The sequence below is a fragment of the Fluviicoccus sp. genome, assembly GCF_030646115.1.
Lineage (GTDB): Bacteria > Pseudomonadota > Gammaproteobacteria > Pseudomonadales > Moraxellaceae > Fluviicoccus.
The window spans coordinates 194303-210214 of sequence record NZ_JAUSMX010000027.1; the positions used below are offsets into that span (position 1 = coordinate 194303).

The following is a 15912-nucleotide window of genomic DNA, read 5'->3' on the forward strand; positions in this document are numbered from 1 at the left end:
AGTTTGGAGTTTTGTCGGGAAGCCTGGGTGAAGCGGTGATGTGTGAGTTGTGAATTGGCGGTGAAGAATGGGAAAACCGTGACGGGAGCAGGATTTGTTGACGAACACTGATCACACCCGTCGATGTGTGACAACATCCATGCCGGGGCGGACTATGGGGTGAAACCTAAGCCCCCAACAACCGTCGCATCAGCAACGACTGCATATCCCGTCGCCCGTCCGCCATCAGCAGCACATAAACCCGCTGCCCGGACACCCGGTAAATCACCCGCCACGGCTTGAAGTACACCTGACGGTACTCCCGGATACCCAGCGCCGCCAGTTCCGGCGGCCAGGTGCCGCGTTCCGGAAAAGCCGCAATGCTGTCTGTCACCGCCAACAACTGATCCAGAACCTGATCCGCCTTTTCAGGGCTGTCGTAAGCCGCCAGATAGTCATAAATCGCCTCCAGATCCTGTTCGGCGCCCTTGGTCAGCAGTACCTGAAAGGGGGTTTCAGGCATCAGTCACGCACCCGCTTGGCGCGCAGCCGCGTGGCCACATCTGCAACCGGCGTCACTTCACCCATCTCGATCTCCCGGCTGCCCAAGGCCAGGATTTTCAGCAGCGCCAGCGTTTCCTGGGTCTCTTCATAACTGGCGATATCCTGCATCACCGCCCGGGCTTCCCCGTTCTGGGTGATGATCAGCGGACGGCGCTGTTCGGAGAGGTCACGCAGCACCTCGGCGGCATTGGCCTTGAGGTAGCTGACCGGTTTGATATCGCTGGCGTGGGACATGGCGGTTGCGTCAGGACTGAATAAAGACTGAATATAGTCCGAACTCAGGGCCGGAGCAATCTTGATCCCGATACATCTACCGCTTCAACGCCAGCATCCGCTGCTGCCGTTTTGCTGTGTATGCAGCGTACCGTTTAACGGTCTCGTAGGGGCGCACGGTGGGCTCCCTTTGGCAGAACACTCCGGTCTTCATGAATGATAGCCTGTTCGTCTGCGAGGGCGCATGCGATGCGCCCCAACAGTCAGTACCGGCATCAACAGCCGCAGCTCACCTTTTCATCATAAAACTCGTAGTGGCCCCGCAACTGCTCGCGACCCATCACCCAGCGCATGGAACGCCGCGTGCAGGTGCAGGAACCGCTGCTGACGTTCCCCTGTGAAGCATTGTTGCGCGCCTGTTCGGCCTCGCGTTTCCGCGCCGCGACCGCCTCTTTCGCGGCGGCTTCCTGGGCGGCAATGGCTTTAGTCGTCTCTTCCAGGAATTGGGCGTTCTTTCGGCCATAACTGGCGGCGGCCTGCAGGCTCGCGCCCTTGCTGATCAGGTATTCCCCCACCAGCCGGTAGTTTGCGCCCAGCGCGGTGTTGTCACTGTTGGTCAGGAAGTACAACGCCGGGCCGACATGCTCAGCCTCGTGGTTGACATCCGCCCCGGCCTCCACCAGCACCATCACCGCATTCAGTAAATTCTCCTCGCCGCGCTTGAGGACCTCCGGAGAGCCGCCAGCCCGGTTTTCCTTGACCAGCTGCTGCAGCGGCGCGGTGCCGTATTTCTCCAGAGCGTTGGGATTGGCGCCTTTCAGGATCAGGTACTGGATCAATTCGGCATTGCCCCGGTTGGCGGCTTGATGCAGCGCCGTTGTGCCGTAGTCGTTGGCGCCGTTCACCTTCGCACCCTTCTCCACCAGCAAGCGCACCATCTCCAGGTTGTTGTTGCCTGCCGCGGCGCGCAACTCCCGGCTGTCATTGCCGTCCACCCTGGCACCATGCGCCAGCAGCAGTTTCAAGGCTTCCAGGTTGTTTTCCTCGGCGGCATAGCCAGTGGGGTCAACATAGACATAACTGGTCGTTCGCGGGTCCTGAGTCTGTGCGTTGGCGCTCGCGCCGTGCTCCAGCAGCCAGACCATCAGGTCCATGTCCTTGCGCATCAGGGCCAGGATCACCGGCGTTCCCCGGCCGCCGCCGCTGCGGTCGGGATTTGCTCCGTGGGTTACCAGGTACTCGACGACCTCGCGGTGATCGTTTTCGATGGCCAGCTTGATGGCATTGGTGCCATTCCAGTCGTCATTGATGTCAACGCCGCTTTCTATCAGCTTCTGGACTTTCTTCAGCTTGCCTTTTTCAGCGGCGGCGATAATGTCGGGTTTGGGCGGGACCTTGGCGGCGGCCGGGGCACTGAGGCCCAGGCTGAGAATGAACAGCATCAACAATGACGTAAAGGCGGTCCTGACGGGGGTGAGGCAAGGTGCGTCCATGAGCATGCTCCAGGGGGAGGTTGGCAGGTTTTATTCGGTGATGTCGGGGGTATTCTCCATCGCGGGAAGCGGGGCAGGCAATAGGGGAGATCGGGGCAAAGCCGGAGCGGATTTTTCCGGGAAACAGATATTGTTCGTCCGCAAGGGCGCATGCGATGCGCCCCAACGACTGGATATTCAGCATTTCAGCGAGTCCATCCACCGCTTCCGCTCCGCCGTATAAAACCACCACGGCCGCGCCTCTTCTCCATCCATAAACCGGGTAATGGATATGAACGTATCCAGCATGCACGGATCGGCATGCACCCCGTCAATCTCCGCCAGCCGGTCATACAGCGCCAGCGGGCAGCAGCCCGCCAACTGCCCCGGCTCGGTAATGCCCAGGCGTTGAAGATCGCCTGCCACGGCCTTACCCACATTGGGCAGGTCGGTCAGTTTGCGCACCTGTTCGCGGATCACTTTCGCAGGGTTGATGGTATCGCCTCCCGGTAAAGCCTCGCCCGGTCCAGTTCCGCCTGCACCGCCGCCTCCACCGACGCCAGCGCCCGCCGGAACCGGACCTGTTCATCTTCGCTGCGATCATCCTCCCCCAGCAAATCCTGGATGGCCAGCGGTTCACCAATCTGCATGCGGATGGTCCACGGCACCCAGGGCAGGAACACCAGCGGCGACGACAACCAAAGCCACGTCAGCAGCAGGCGTTGACCCAGCGGCCGCTTGCCTGGCCAGAACAGGATGATGCCAGCGCCCGCCACCCCCAGCACCGTCAGCGCCCAGCGCTTCAGCCCGATCAGGCCGGGCAGCACCAGCAGCTTCGACAGCGACTTGGAGCGCCACAGGATGGGCGCGGTGTAGTGCGACCCGTAAATTCCCAGCGGCACAATGGGAATGCCCGCCTCGGCGGCAATGCGCAGGAAACCGGTACGACCGCCGAAGTCCACCCGGTTGGCCTGCCAGACCGGCCGCAACACCTCGTGATCGCCACCGGGAAAGACCAGGATCGGCACACCGGCCGCCAGCGCCTGCCGCGCGGCCTCGTAGGTGGAAGGGATGGCGCCGCCCGCCCGCAGCAATTGGGTAAACGGGAAGACATGGAAAGTCAGCGGCAGGGTGAACCCCGCCAGCGGACGGTTGACGCCGAATTCCTGAAGCCACAGCGTAAAGAAACTGCTGAGTTCGGCAGCCGCCACGCCGCCGGAATGGTTGGCGACCAGCAGGTAGGGGCCGTCGGTCGGCAGGTTTTCCAGCCCGCGCAGGCTGGGGCGGTGCAGCAGGCGCAGCAGGGGGCCGCCAACGCGGTTGGCGAGGGTGACCAGCGCCGGGGCAAAGCGGCCGGGGGAGTCCACCGTGATGCCGGCGGCCAAGTCGTTGAAGCTAAGCTTGTGGAAAAAGGGCATGGTATGGCTTCACGGCATGAGTGACAGCGTTGCTTTGAGTATATGCGTTATGGGCAGAGTCCGCCCTGACATCCCGGCAAACACCATGACATCTGTCACTTGCTCCGCAACCGCCGCTGCGCCAGCATGTCGCTTCATACTCAGGGGGCAAACCATGAACCAGACCCGTCAACTCGGCCTTGCCGGGATAGCGCTGCTCACCGCCGGCATGGCTTTTGCCGCCACACCCGCCGCTCCCGCTGCAGCTCGGCCCAAGGCGGCGTCCATGCCCGTCATCAACGCCCCCGAGAGCGGCTCCAGCCTGCTGGCCCGCACCAAGGCCCTGCTGGACAAGCCTTCCACCTGGGACCGCATTCCCGCCAAGGTGACCCTGTGCCTGTTCGCCCCCGGCGGCACCAACAGCCGCGCCTATGAATACGCCATGGGCAGCCTGTCCCAATTGCCCAAGTACACCAACATGGCCAAGGAAGTCGGCATCGACCTCAATGTCGCCTTCACCTCGCCCACCAGCCTGCGCATCGACATCGCTTCCGCCAAGCTGAAGCGCAAGGCCACCACCGACGTCAAGATCAACCTCTTCACCGACGAGCGCATCGCCTCCGAGGAATTCAAGGTCAAGCAATGCGACGGCGTGGCCATCAGCAGCCTGCGCGGCCGCCAGTACAACCCCTTTATCGGCAGCCTGGATGCCATTGGCGCCATCTTGTCCTACCAGCAACTGACCGAGGCCATCACCTTGCTGTCCCGGCCGGAAATGGCCTCTTACATGGTCAACCAGGATGTCGAGATCGTCGGTATTGTGCCGCTGGGAGCAGCCTATGTCATGGTCAACGACCGCCGCATCAACACCCTTGCCAAGGCGGCGGGCCGCAAGGTGGCGGTGCTGGATTTCGACAAATCCCAGGCCTCCATGGTGCAGAAGATCGGTGCGCAGCCGGTGTCGGTGGACCTGACCAGCGTCGGCGGCAAGTTCAACAACGGTCAGGTGGATATTCTGGCCATGCCCGCGCTGGCTTTCGAACCTTTGGAGCTGTACCGGGGCATGACCGACGACAAGGGCAACGCGCGCGGGGCCATCTTCAAGTTTCCGCTGCTGCAGGTGACCGGGATGATGATGATGCACCGGGGCAAATTCCCTGACGGCATCGGCCAGCTGATGCGTGAATTCATCGCCATGCAGCTGGCGCCGGCCTACCAGTTCATCCTGGAAACCGAGAGCGCCATTCCGGTGAAGTACTGGATGGACATTCCGGAGTCCGACAAGCCCGGTTATATCAACATGCTGCGCAGCGCCCGGCTGGCGGTGACCAAGGACGGCTTTTACGACCCGCGGATGATGAAGCTGCTGAAGAATGTCCGTTGCAAGCTGGAGCCGTCCAATTATGAGTGCAGCCTGAATGATGAGTGAGGACTAAATCCCCTTCAGCACCGCCATCGCCCCCGGCACATCCAGCCACGACGAGGCATAGGACCGGAACAGCAGCGCCTCCGGCAGCGCCCAGTCCCATTTCTCCTGCTGCAGGTTTTTCGCTTCCACCAGCAGCGATTGCACATCCGGTACCGGCTGGTGCCGCAGCGAGCGCAGCAGGCCGGGCAGTTCTTCCGGCGTGGCGCCGCGCACGGCAATGGCCACGCCTTCCGCGGTGGCCTTCAGCCCGCGCCGGTTCAATATCAGCGCCAGCGTGTTGTTGACGGCGTCGCCGCGCCAGGTCAGCCATAGCAGTTCTTCGCCCCCCGTCAGCCACGGCGTGGCGTGCAGCCCGGCTTCGCGGTAATAGGCGCGGGCTTCGGCCAGCAGCGCCTGCGCGATGTCGTCGAGAAAAATCACCGGTTCGTCACCCGCCAGCAGCGCCTGCATTTCCTGCCGCACGCGGTCATGCAGCCGGATGCCGCCGCTGTCGAAGGCGGGCGGGGCGCCGCCCTTGTCCGGGAGCACGCTGATCTTGCGCGCCTGTTCGTCCACATCAAGCACCCGCCAGCCGCGCCCGGCGAAAATCAGTCCCTGGTCCGGCAGCAACGGCCGGCTCAGCGGCAGCGTGCCCAGCACCTTGCCCTGGCATTCCACCCGGTATTCCTCCTCGGCCTCGAAGGAGGCATAGAAGGTGTAGTGGTTGATCAGTTTCTCGCCGCGTTCGCCGGGCAGCAGCAACCCGGCGCTGTCCTGCACCAGCAGGTCCAGTTCGCCCAGATACCGCAACAGCGCCAGGAAGTCATCGCGGCGCACGGCGTCAAAGGGACCGTTCTCCACCAGTGTCTGCCACAGCCGGGCGGCGCTGATGCCACCTTTTTCCGCCACCACGGACAAGATCTGCTGCACCAGTGTCGAGGCGTGCAGGCCGTGCGCCTGCGCCGGTTCGCACCAGCCGGCCAGCAGCAGCCGGATCATGGCGATGGATTGCAGCAGGCTTTCGTGGATGCGGTCGGAGAAGGCGGAATGGGCGGTGATTTCCGGTTCAATGTTGAAGGCGCGCAGGATGGCGGCTTCGCCGGGCCGCCGTCCGGAGCGGCCCAGCCGCTGCCGCAGCGAAGCCACCGACGACGGCGGCCCGATCTGCGCCACGCTTTTCACCGCGCCCAGGTCAATGCCCAGTTCCAGCGTGGTGGTGCAGATGGCGGTGGCGGGGCGCGAGCGGTCCTTCAGCGCGCGCTCGGTGTGTTCGCGCAGCTCCCGCGACAGGCTGCCGTGGTGCGGCCAGAATACATTGGCCACACCCTCGGCGTCGCAGCAGCGGCGCAGGTGGTCGGCATAGGCTTCCACCTGGCGGCGGCTGTTGGGAAAGACCAGGTTGTTGCTGTGGCGCAGCGCCTTGTACAGGTGTGCGGCAATGGCCAGTTCGCAGACGGAGGGCGGGTCCACGGCCTCCGGATCGGCAGTTTTCCGCACCGGGGCCACCACCGGTTCCACATAGCCCTTGAGCAGGATCTTCAGTTCCTGGCGGGCAGCGGTGGAGACAATCACCTGCACCGCCTCCGCGTCCTGCGGCCGCAGGAACAGCGCCGCCTGCCGCATGTCGCCCAGCGTCGCCGACAGGCCGACGCGCGGAATGCGCCGTCCGGCGGCGCGTTCCGCGCGGTGCAGCAGCGACTGCAACTGCTTGCCGCGCTCGCTGCCGATAAAGGCGTGCAGTTCATCCACCACCAGATAGCGCAGGCCCGCCAGCAACCCCGGTACGGCGCTGCCGCGATTGACGAACAACGCCTCCAGCGATTCCGGGGTCATCAGCACAATGCCCTGGCCATGCTTCAGGAAGTGCTGCTTGGCGGAGACCTTGCTGTCACCATGCCAGGCGATCACCGGCAGTTCCAGCGCCTCGCACAGGCGGTCCAGACGCTCCCACTGGTCGTTGATCAGCGCCTTCAGCGGGCTGATGTAGATCACGCAGCCCGGCGACGGTTGCGCCAGCAGGTGGCTGAGGATGGGGAAGAAGGCGGCTTCGGTCTTGCCGGTGGCGGTGGCGGCGGCAATGATCACATCGCGGTCGGCGGGCAGCAGCGCCGGAATCGCATGCTCCTGGATGTCACGCAGCTGCGTCCAGCCTTCGGCCCAGATCCAGCGGCGGATGCGTTCGTCCAGTTGCCCGAAGGCGGTGGACTCAGAGCTTGAAGCTGGCAAATTCGGCGTCCTCGTCGGCAGCGGCATCCAGCGCACCGCCGGTGTCCGCCTGCACCTCCACCGCACCGATCAGGTCCTGCCAGCGCGCCTCCGGGTTCTGGTCCAGCACCGCCAGCAGGTTGATGAAGGCGGTGATGGTGGTGCGCGGGGTGCGGAAGTAGGCGTCGCCCAGCCGTCCGGCGCAGTGGTTCATGAAGGCGGGAATGGCTTCGTCCGGCAGCAGGTACTTCGCCGGGTCGCCGCCCGCATAGACATGGCGCAGCTTCTGCAGCAGCACGAAGAAGTCTTCCGGCGTCAGCCCCGACAGCCGCAGCACCGGCCCGGAGAAGTCTACCAGCCCGGCCTGGCTGAAGGTGTTTTCGGTGAGGCGCGATTGCAGGGCGGTGTAGCTGTACAGGCCGCGCCGGGTGTCGAGCAGGAATTCCGGGGTGCCGCCGAGGATGAAGCCCAGCCCTTCCGCCGAGCCCTGCAGCGAGTCGTTGAGCATGCGCAGGATCTGCTCGTAGTTGGCGTTGCGCGCCTGGGTGTTGGCCAGCTTGTAGAGGTTGACCATTTCATCCAGGCAGATCAGCAGGCCGCTGTATCCGGCCAGCCGTACAAAGCGCGCCAGCAGCTTCAACTGGTCGTACACTGCCGCGTCGTCGATGCAGCTGCGCACGCCCAGCGCCTGGCGGGCGTCGGTCTTGGTGGTGAACTCGCCGCGCAGCCAGCGGATGGCGTCGGCCTTGAGCTGCTCGTTGCCGTCCTCGAAACCCTTGCAATAGGCGGCAATCACTTCCGCGAAGTCATAGCCGTTGACCATTTCGGTCAACTGCGCCAGCCGTTCGTGGATGATGCTTTCGCTGCTGCGGCCACTGGCCTTGGCTTCGGTCTTGGCCTGCGCCACGAATTTTTCCACCACGCCCGCCAGCGCGCCGCCATCAGGCTTGGTGCGGGTGGACATGTTCTTCACCAGCTCGGCATACAGCGAGCGCGCCTGCCCGCCGGAGGCATGCAGACGCCGGTCGGGGTTGAGGTCGGCGTGCAGCGTCACCAGCTTCTTTTCCATGCCGATGGCGCGCACCAGGTTCAGGAAAAAAGTCTTGCCCGCGCCATATTCGCCCACCACCACCCGGAACGCCGAGCCGCCGTCGGCAATGCGGTCGATGTCGCGGATCAGGGCCTCCAACTCCTTCACCCGGCCCACCTGGATCAAGTGCTGGCCGCTGCGCGGCACCACCCCGGCGCGAAGGGACTGGATCAGGGCGTCACGGTCTTTGCTGCGGATCAAGCTCATTCGGGCGGGTTCTCCAGGATGTCGGGATTAATTTCCAGCGGGTCGTCGCCTTCAGTCAGCGGACCGTCGGCATGGTCGAAGGCAGCCTCGTTCAGGTGCTCCAGCGCGCCGTCGGTCATCAGCCCCAGCGCAGCGGCCAGCGCCTGTACCTCGGCGCGCGCCCAGGACGGGCGAGTCAGCAGGCGGCGCAGCAGGGTGGAGTGGTCTTCGTCGAGGCCCCACAAGGTGTCGGCCTCGTCCGGCGCGGTCGCGGTGACTGCGGCCGGAGATTCAGGGCCGGGCGTCGCGGCCGCTTCCGGTTCGTCTTCCACGAACACATCCGCCAGCAGCGCCGAGACCTGCGCCGTTTCCAATTGCAGGCGGGCAATGCGCTCAGGGTCCAGCGTCAGCACCGCACCGGGGGCGGTGGCGGGCCGGTGGCTGCCGGTCGGGGCCGGGGCGTGCAGGTCGCTGTAGAGCAGCGCCCTGTCCACCCCCAGATGCTGGTAGCACTTTTCCAGCAGTTTCACGGTGGCTGCGGAAGGCATGTCCGCCTGGCACGCCGCCTGCGCCAGCAGTTGCGCCACCGGACGGCGGGCGGCGGCGGGCAAGGCTTCCAGCCGAGGCTTGAGATTGGTCAGCGTCGCGGGGCGTTCGCACTGCGCGCGGAAGCGGGCCTGCAGGCGGCAACGGTGGTCGGGATGCAGGTGCACCCAGGCGTCAATGCGGCGGTCCAGCCAGCGCTGCGTGGCGGCCGGATCGCTTTCAGCCGTGATCGTGACGCGCGCAGCAGCATCTATCGTCGTCATGGCAGCGAGGAAGGCCGGGGTTTCCCGCGCTTCACGGGCTTCCGCCGATTCACGGAACAGGCAGACAGTGTCATCCGGGTTGGTGAGCCTGCCACCGTGCAGCGGGTCCGGTTCCATGCCGATATGGGCGTGGTGCAGGGCCTCGGCCAGCCCTCGTAATTGCGTCGGCGACAGCTTGTCCTCCCCATGCAGGCGGCTGACCAGCGCGGCCAGCGGCAAGGCCAGCACGCCGTCGCCCAGATCCTCCGCCAGCGCCGCCAGCGTATCCGTCAGCGTATCCGGCCATATCTCGGGCGGCAGCAGCAACAGGTTTTCCAGCGCCATCGCCTTGTCGGGGTTGCGGCTGACGGCGCGGCTGTAGGACTGCAATTCCGCCACGCAGCCGTTCACCAACTGCTGCAGGGATTTGACCGGCGCGGTAACGCGGCCCATGTCCGGCAGGTCCAGCTGGCAACGCACACCGCTGATGGTCTGCGACAAAGGCTGATAGTAAAAATTGATACGGCTCTTGTTGACCGGCAGAGGAATGCCTTTGGGAAAGTGCAGCACAAACAGCAGCCGGAACAGCTTGCGGAAGGCGTCGGGGCAGTTCCAGACCGGTTTGTAGCGGGAAATGCGGCTGTCCGCCAGCGCCCAGGCCAACGCCCAGTCCGGGGTCAGCGGTTTTTTGTCTTTCGCCAGTTGCCCCAACGGTATGCGGATGCCCGGCGACAGGCCGCGCGCCGCATAGTCCAGGTCCGGGGCGCTCAGGTATTGCCGTTCCCGCAGCTGCACGGCTTCCAGTACGGTGATCAGCTCCCGCGCCTTTTCCCGGAAAAAGTCGTGGCTGCTGTAGACGTCCAGCAAGCGCCACAGCTCGGCGAGGATGACCGGAAAATCCGTCCGGACTTTTTCATGCAGCGCGCGGCGCTCCAGACCCATGCAGAACAGCAGCAGCAGGCGCTGGTCGACGTCCGGGTCGCTGCGCCCGCCCGCCAGCCATTCCAGATAGCGGCGGCGGTTGCCGGGGGTCAGGGTGGCGTAGGCGTCGGGGTCATAGTGGTAGAAGCCCCAGTCCTGATAAATCGACGGCAGGCGGCCGTCCGGCGTGGCCGCCACAGCCAGTTCCGGATTGATCAGCGAGGGCTCGTCATGCCAGCTGCCGTTTTTCAGCTTGTGGCCGACATAGAACAGGCCGCCGCGCAGGGGCAGCCCCGCCACGATGACAGTTTCATCCGGCTCAATCCAGCGGCCGTTGAGTACAGCCTTCGACTTGGCCGTTTTTGCGGGGCGGGTGGCTGGCTCCGGTGGAGGAATGAGCAGGGATGCCTGAACCGGGGCGGAGGAGCTTTCCCGGCTTGATGCGTTATCCACGGACTGCCGCCGCATGTAATCCATGAATTCGGGGATGGAGTAGCCCTTGATTTCCAGCCCGGTCTCCCGGAGCAGGAAGCTGACCAACCGCTCGTCGTCGTCCGTGCCGGACAGCAGCGTCTGCAGCAGGTCGGCGGCGTGTTTCGGGGCGGAAGGGTCGCGGCTCAAGGTTCAGTGTCTCGGTAACGGGGAGGGCGGCGGAATTATACGCGATAGCCTGCCCTTGCCGGGAAGTTCCGGTGCGGGAAAGCGACCGGACGTCAGCCCTGCGCCACCCCCAGCAAGGCTGTTTCCGCTGCCGCCACCAGCGCTGTTGTCTCCTCTTCTCCGCCGTCTCCGCGTGACAACTGTACCGTCAGCCCCTCAATCAGCGCAATCATCAGCCGCGCCCGTCGCGCCAGTTCCGTCTCGCCCAGCCCCGGGGCCACGCCCTGCACCAGCCGCATGAACTGCTTGCGCTCACGCTGGCGCACCTGGTCAAGCACTTGCGCCGCCGCCGGGTGGCGGTTGGCCAGCGACCAGATTTCCATGAACACCCCCCCGACTTCCGGCCGCCGCGCCTCGGCCAGGAACAGCGCCATCGCCGCCCGCAGCCGCGCTTCCGGCCCGGCGTCCGCCAGCGAGCCGCTCAGCTCCGCCACAGCGGCCTGATACAGGTCCATCTGCACCATCAACACCGCTTCCACCAGCGTGTCCTTGTCGCGGTAATAATGCTGCACGGTGCTCAGGCTGACCCCCGTTTCCGCCGCCACGCCGCGCATGGAGAGCCCGGCATAACCCTCGCGGGCAAACAGCCGCCGCCCGGCGTCGAGGATTTCCTGAGCGCGGCCCATGCCTTTGCCGGTGGTGCCGGAGTCTTTCTTCTTCAATGATTCAATCACGGTGTCGCGCATGCGGAAACGGCCGGTCACAGGAAATTCGGGTGTCTATTCTCCAACCGGTTGACGAATCGGTCAACTGACCGATAGTATCCGCGCCAATTAGGTCAACTGACATAGACCCCTCGCCAAGTCCCGGAGAACACCATGAACACCGCCAAAAAACGCTGGATGGATTCTGACCTCGAACTTTATCGCGACAATGTCCGCCGTTTCGTGCAGACCGAAATTGCCGCCCACGGCGAGAAGTGGGCCAAGCAGCAGCATGTGGACCGGGAGGTATGGCGCAAGGCCGGGGAGCTGGGCCTGCTGCTGGCCGACGTTCCGGACGATTTCGGCGGCAGCGGCGGCAACTACGCACACATGGCGGTGCTGTTCGAGGAACTGGCCTACGCCGGTGACCGCGCCTTCGGCGCGCATGTACACGCCATTGCCGCGCACTACATCCTCAACCTCGGCACCGAGGAACAGAAGGCCAAATACCTGCCGTTGCTGGCCAGCGGCGAGATGATCGGCGCCATTGCTATGTCCGAGCCCAATGCCGGTTCCGACCTGCAGGGCACCCGCACCCGCGCCGTGCGTGACGGCGACGAATACGTGATCAACGGTTCCAAGATATTCATCTCCAACGGCTATCTGGCCGACCTGATCGTGGTCGTCACCAAGACTGATCCGGACGCCGGTGCCAAGGGCGTGTCGCTGATGCTGCTGGAAACGAAGAACGCCCCCGGCTTCAAGGTTGGCCGCATTCTGGAGAAGCTGGGCCAGAAAGGTCAGGACACCTGCGAGCTGTTCTTTGACGATGTGCGTGTGCCGGTGGCCAACCTGCTGGGCGGCGTGGAAGGCAAGGGTTTCTACCACCTGATGAGCGAACTGCCCTACGAGCGGCTGATGCTGGGCATCGGCGCTATGGCGATCATTGAGCGCGCGCTGGATTTGACGGTGACCTACACCAAGGAGCGCAAGGCTTTCGGCAAGCCGCTGTTCGAGATGCAGAACACCCGTTTCGTGCTGGCCAACCTGCAGTCGCAGGCGGTGATGGCGCGGGCCTTTGTGGACGACTGCATCCAGCGCATGATTGACGGTGAGCTGGATACGGTGACGGCGTCGATGGTGAAGCTGAACCTGAGCGAGCTGGAGTGCAAGGTGATGGATGACTGCCTGCAGTTCTTCGGCGGTTATGGCTATATGCTGGAATATCCGATTACGCAGATGTATGCGGATGCGCGGGTGCAGCGGATTTATGGCGGCACGAGCGAGATTATGAAGGAGATTATTGCGAGGTCGATGTAAGCATTAGCGGGACTTGGGCCCTCCTGCCTGGCAGGGGGGCTGCCTGCAGGGCCGGGGGGTAACGGCGGTGCGTTGAACGCTGCTACAATGCACCAAATGCGTTGGAGAGCCGTCCATGTATGCCCACCGTCAAATTTATGATAGCCCGCAAGATACGATTCCCGTGCCTGAGTCGATGCGTCATCAGCGTATGGAAGTCATTTTCATTCGGCTGGATGACCCCGCCCCGGCACCCGCCGCTATGGGCTTGGGAACGCAAATGGCCGGTTTTTTCAAGGGCATCCCTCCGGCTGCGAGTCCGGATGAAGAGTTGAGCCTGCCTGCCAAAGAATACCCGTCGGCAGTGACGTTTGAATGATTGTCCTCGACACCAATATCATTTCGGCATTGATGCAGCCGCAGCCGAACGACAAAGTCATTGCCTGGCTGGATATCCAGCAACCCCGTGATTTGTACCTTCCCAGCATTGTCATTGCGGAAATCCGGTATGGACTGCAGCGTATGCCTGTTGGGGTGCGGCAGGTCGCTTTATCACAGCAATTCCTGTTACTGGTGCATTCACTGTTTGCAGACCGGATCTTGCCTTTTGGGCAACACGAAGCTGACGCGTATGCGGTTTTGCGCGCCGCCCGCGAATCCATGGGGCGCCCGATGAGTATGGGGGATGCGCAAATTGCCGCCATTGCTCACGTACATCACTACGCTGTTGCCACGCGCAACATCAAGAATTTTGAAGGGTGCGGTATCGGGTTGATCAATCCGTTTGAGTAGTTGGGTCAGGCCGTAGGGTGCGTCAAGACGCACCATATTCCACCTCCGCACCAGCAACCGAATATTCTGTGAATGGAGAGCGTATGTATCAGGTCCCACCGGAAGGGAACGCCTGGCTGGTCATCATTGTGACATGTCTGGTCGCGCCTCTATCCCATGCCGGCATTGACTGTTCCCGGCAACTGACCGCGATTGAATCCCAAATCTGTGAAGAGCCTTTGCTGAGTCAAGACCGGCAATTGAACCAGCAGTATGCGGCAATCCTGAAACTGCCTGACGTGGACAAGGCCCGTGTCCGGGCCGGTCAAAAGCGGTGGCTGTCCACGGTGCGTGATGCCTGCAGCGATTACACGTGCCTGAGCGAAGCCTACAGCAAACGTCTTCTGGAGCTTTGGGAATTGCGCATGACGCTGACGGAAATTGAGGATAAACCCTTGTCTTCCGCTGTCGCGCGCCGGGACTGTCAGGCCATTGCTGCGCTGGCGGACCGTCGGGCGCTGGCTCCTTACCTGATTCCCGGATATGACCGGCAGGACACCGGCATCAAATTGGCTGAATGGGAAGTTACGGCTTCTGAAGCCGGGAAATACGAAGATCGGATGCTTTCGGATGCCTACCGCATATACCGACTGCGCACGGGCAAGCAAAACAGGCTACAGAGATTCGGTGAGTTTGCGAGTGGAGGAACGTGCTCCTGGCGCCATATTTTCAGCATCGACCGGCTGATCTCCGGCAAACCGGTGCCCATTCTGGATGAGCTGAATGAACAAGAAGGGAGCCTTTCCTACGATACGGATACGCCCATCTTTTTTCATCAAAGAAACTACATCCTGAATTCCTCCACAGTGAATTTTGAACGCTCTCTCGTGGGCATCAGTTGGGTGCGTCCGGACGGCGGTATGACGCCCGTCTGCCATGTGTCAAATGCTCGCGAGCCGCGCATCATGGAAAGCCGGTTGCCGGAACTGTGTGAAGGCATCCTGAGCGGCGTCATCAAGCCCCTTGAAGGTCAGTTGCAGCTGCTGCCGAGCAAGGAAGACCAGCCAGATGTCATAGCCAGGTTTTTTCATGACCCGCCTAATGCAGAGGATTTTCGCTTGATCAGGATCGATCTGGAGGGTGATGGCAAGGAAGATCAGCTTGGCGTTTTCGAGGAGTCCAGAATGGCAGGGTGGGGCTTTACCTTCCAATGGCTCTATGCCCTGGACCGACCCGGCGAGCCGGGTAAACAGAAATCCTTGAATGCCCTGCTTGACCGCTCCGAAGCAAATACGATTTACAGCTACCGCGGGCAGGCTTATTTCCAGGGCACTGACTTGGTGTATGACTGGAAGATCTTCCGGATACGCGATGGACAAGTCGAGCCTGTTTGCCGGTTCCAGAATCCCAATACGGTTGAACTGGTGCATCCCTGAGCGAGTGGCTCCTGACAAGTTTTATCAGCACGATGCTTTGCGGGCGTGTCTGGCGGGGGCAACCCCCCGATGCCTTCGCATCGCCCCCTGTTGCACAGGAGGGAAGAATTTATCAGGGGGATAATCAAAACCCCTCAATCCGTCGGTGTCCCCGCATCCAGCGTCAACGTAAACCACCCCCCGGCAATATGCTTGTGGGTCCACACCCCCAGCAACACCACCCGGCCGTTGTCATCGCTCAGCAGCTTGAAATAATCCTTCCACGGCTGGTGGTCATAGTTCATCGTCGCCGTGGTTTCACCCCGCCAGCGGATGTCCGTCATGCCCACATTGCCCCACAACGGCACCGGCGAAAAAAACCGGTCCTTCCAGCTGAACAGCAGTGGATCACCCTTGTCAGCCGTGCGGTAGCGCTTGCCCCAGGCCAGCCCCAGCTTGGTCAGCGGCCGCACAATCGCCCATTCCGCCAGATCCAGCACCGAACGGTTGGTGCGCACAATGCGGCCTTTCCAGGTGTGGCCGATCAGGTCGTCGCGGGCGCTGACGGCGGGCAGGGCGTCATAAAGCCGCACCAGGTCCTGCTCGTGAAAGGCGATGTCGGCCCCGCCCAGCAATTCCTGTTTCAGCGCGTCCACGGACTTGCCAGTGCCGCTGACATCCTGCGTGTCAAAGCCGTGTCCGTTCCACACCGACTTGTCCGGTTGCAGATAGCACAGGCCACCGATGGCGTAGTTCAGCGGAAACATGGCCAACTGGACCAGGTCATAGGCCACGGGCGGGAAGTAAAGCACGACACGGTTGTTGGCGATTCGCATGGACAATGCTCCGGTGAGACACGTGGGAAACCATATTAGCAAACGTTCGATAATTAGGAATGAA

The 15912-nt window shown here is 62.9% G+C and carries 15 protein-coding genes; 5 read left to right on the forward strand and 10 right to left on the reverse strand.

Annotation, left to right across the window (positions count from 1 at the left end; all coding sequences use genetic code 11):
* Nucleotides 1-166: 166 nt before the first annotated feature.
* The 5 genes from Q7T36_RS16685 to Q7T36_RS16705 all read right to left on the reverse strand — a co-directional run bounded on the left by Q7T36_RS16685 (nt 167) and on the right by Q7T36_RS16705 (nt 3646).
* On the reverse strand, nt 167-502 hold the full coding sequence (locus Q7T36_RS16685) for a type II toxin-antitoxin system RelE/ParE family toxin (RefSeq protein WP_304851351.1): 336 nt from the start codon (nt 500-502) through the stop codon (nt 167-169).
* Nucleotides 502-777: a type II toxin-antitoxin system Phd/YefM family antitoxin gene (locus Q7T36_RS16690; protein ID WP_304851354.1), complete on the reverse strand. Its 276-nt coding sequence runs from the start codon at nt 775-777 to the stop codon at nt 502-504. The genes Q7T36_RS16685 and Q7T36_RS16690 overlap by 1 nt, the downstream gene beginning before the upstream one ends.
* 254 nt (nt 778-1031) lie before the next feature.
* On the reverse strand, nt 1032-2249 hold the full coding sequence (locus Q7T36_RS16695; protein WP_304851357.1) for an ankyrin repeat domain-containing protein: 1218 nt from the start codon (nt 2247-2249) through the stop codon (nt 1032-1034).
* A gap of 177 nt (nt 2250-2426) precedes the next feature.
* Nucleotides 2427-2693: a helix-hairpin-helix domain-containing protein gene (locus Q7T36_RS16700; protein ID WP_304851360.1), complete on the reverse strand. Its 267-nt coding sequence runs from the start codon at nt 2691-2693 to the stop codon at nt 2427-2429.
* An 11-nt stretch (nt 2694-2704) separates the two neighbouring features.
* The gene (locus tag Q7T36_RS16705; protein WP_304851363.1) at nt 2705-3646 is read right to left on the reverse strand and encodes a 1-acyl-sn-glycerol-3-phosphate acyltransferase; all 942 of its coding nucleotides are present in this window, start codon (nt 3644-3646) and stop codon (nt 2705-2707) included.
* Nucleotides 3647-3800: 154 nt separating this feature from the next.
* On the opposite strand from Q7T36_RS16705, the gene Q7T36_RS16710 reads away from it, so the two are divergent.
* Nucleotides 3801-5054 carry a putative solute-binding protein gene (locus Q7T36_RS16710; RefSeq protein ID WP_304851366.1) on the forward strand — a complete coding sequence of 418 codons (1254 nt, stop codon included), beginning with the start codon at nt 3801-3803 and terminating at the stop codon, nt 5052-5054.
* Nucleotides 5055-5057: 3 nt separating this feature from the next.
* On the opposite strand, the gene Q7T36_RS16715 is transcribed toward Q7T36_RS16710, so the two are convergent.
* The 4 genes from Q7T36_RS16715 to Q7T36_RS16730 all read right to left on the reverse strand — a co-directional run bounded on the left by Q7T36_RS16715 (nt 5058) and on the right by Q7T36_RS16730 (nt 11587).
* The gene (locus Q7T36_RS16715) at nt 5058-7259 is read right to left on the reverse strand and encodes a DEAD/DEAH box helicase (RefSeq protein ID WP_304851369.1); all 2202 of its coding nucleotides are present in this window, start codon (nt 7257-7259) and stop codon (nt 5058-5060) included.
* The gene (locus Q7T36_RS16720; RefSeq protein ID WP_304851372.1) at nt 7240-8535 is read right to left on the reverse strand and encodes an ATP-binding protein; all 1296 of its coding nucleotides are present in this window, start codon (nt 8533-8535) and stop codon (nt 7240-7242) included. The genes Q7T36_RS16715 and Q7T36_RS16720 overlap by 20 nt, the downstream gene beginning before the upstream one ends.
* Complete coding sequence (locus Q7T36_RS16725) at nt 8532-10844, reverse strand: TerB N-terminal domain-containing protein (RefSeq protein ID WP_304851376.1); 2313 nt, start codon at nt 10842-10844, stop codon at nt 8532-8534. The genes Q7T36_RS16720 and Q7T36_RS16725 overlap by 4 nt, the downstream gene beginning before the upstream one ends.
* A 92-nt stretch (nt 10845-10936) precedes the next feature.
* Nucleotides 10937-11587 (reverse strand): TetR/AcrR family transcriptional regulator, encoded by a 651-nt coding sequence (locus Q7T36_RS16730; RefSeq protein ID WP_304851380.1) that lies wholly within the window; start codon nt 11585-11587, stop codon nt 10937-10939.
* Nucleotides 11588-11701: 114 nt separating this feature from the next.
* On the opposite strand from Q7T36_RS16730, the gene Q7T36_RS16735 reads away from it, so the two are divergent.
* The 4 genes from Q7T36_RS16735 to Q7T36_RS16750 all read left to right on the forward strand — a co-directional run bounded on the left by Q7T36_RS16735 (nt 11702) and on the right by Q7T36_RS16750 (nt 15033).
* On the forward strand, nt 11702-12847 hold the full coding sequence (locus tag Q7T36_RS16735; protein ID WP_304851383.1) for an acyl-CoA dehydrogenase family protein: 1146 nt from the start codon (nt 11702-11704) through the stop codon (nt 12845-12847).
* 115 nt (nt 12848-12962) lie between these two features.
* Entirely contained in the window at nt 12963-13205 is a 243-nt protein-coding gene (locus Q7T36_RS16740) for a hypothetical protein (protein ID WP_304851386.1), read from the forward strand.
* Nucleotides 13202-13618: a type II toxin-antitoxin system VapC family toxin gene (locus Q7T36_RS16745; RefSeq protein ID WP_304851389.1), complete on the forward strand. Its 417-nt coding sequence runs from the start codon at nt 13202-13204 to the stop codon at nt 13616-13618. The genes Q7T36_RS16740 and Q7T36_RS16745 overlap by 4 nt, the downstream gene beginning before the upstream one ends.
* A 17-nt stretch (nt 13619-13635) precedes the next feature.
* A complete protein-coding gene (locus tag Q7T36_RS16750; protein WP_304851392.1) occupies nt 13636-15033 on the forward strand; it encodes a lysozyme inhibitor LprI family protein in 1398 nt (465 codons plus the stop codon).
* A 134-nt stretch (nt 15034-15167) separates the two neighbouring features.
* On the opposite strand, the gene Q7T36_RS16755 is transcribed toward Q7T36_RS16750, so the two are convergent.
* Nucleotides 15168-15848, reverse strand: coding sequence for a DUF4334 domain-containing protein (locus Q7T36_RS16755; protein WP_304851395.1), 681 nt, complete (start codon nt 15846-15848; stop codon nt 15168-15170).
* Nucleotides 15849-15912: the final 64 nt, after the last annotated feature.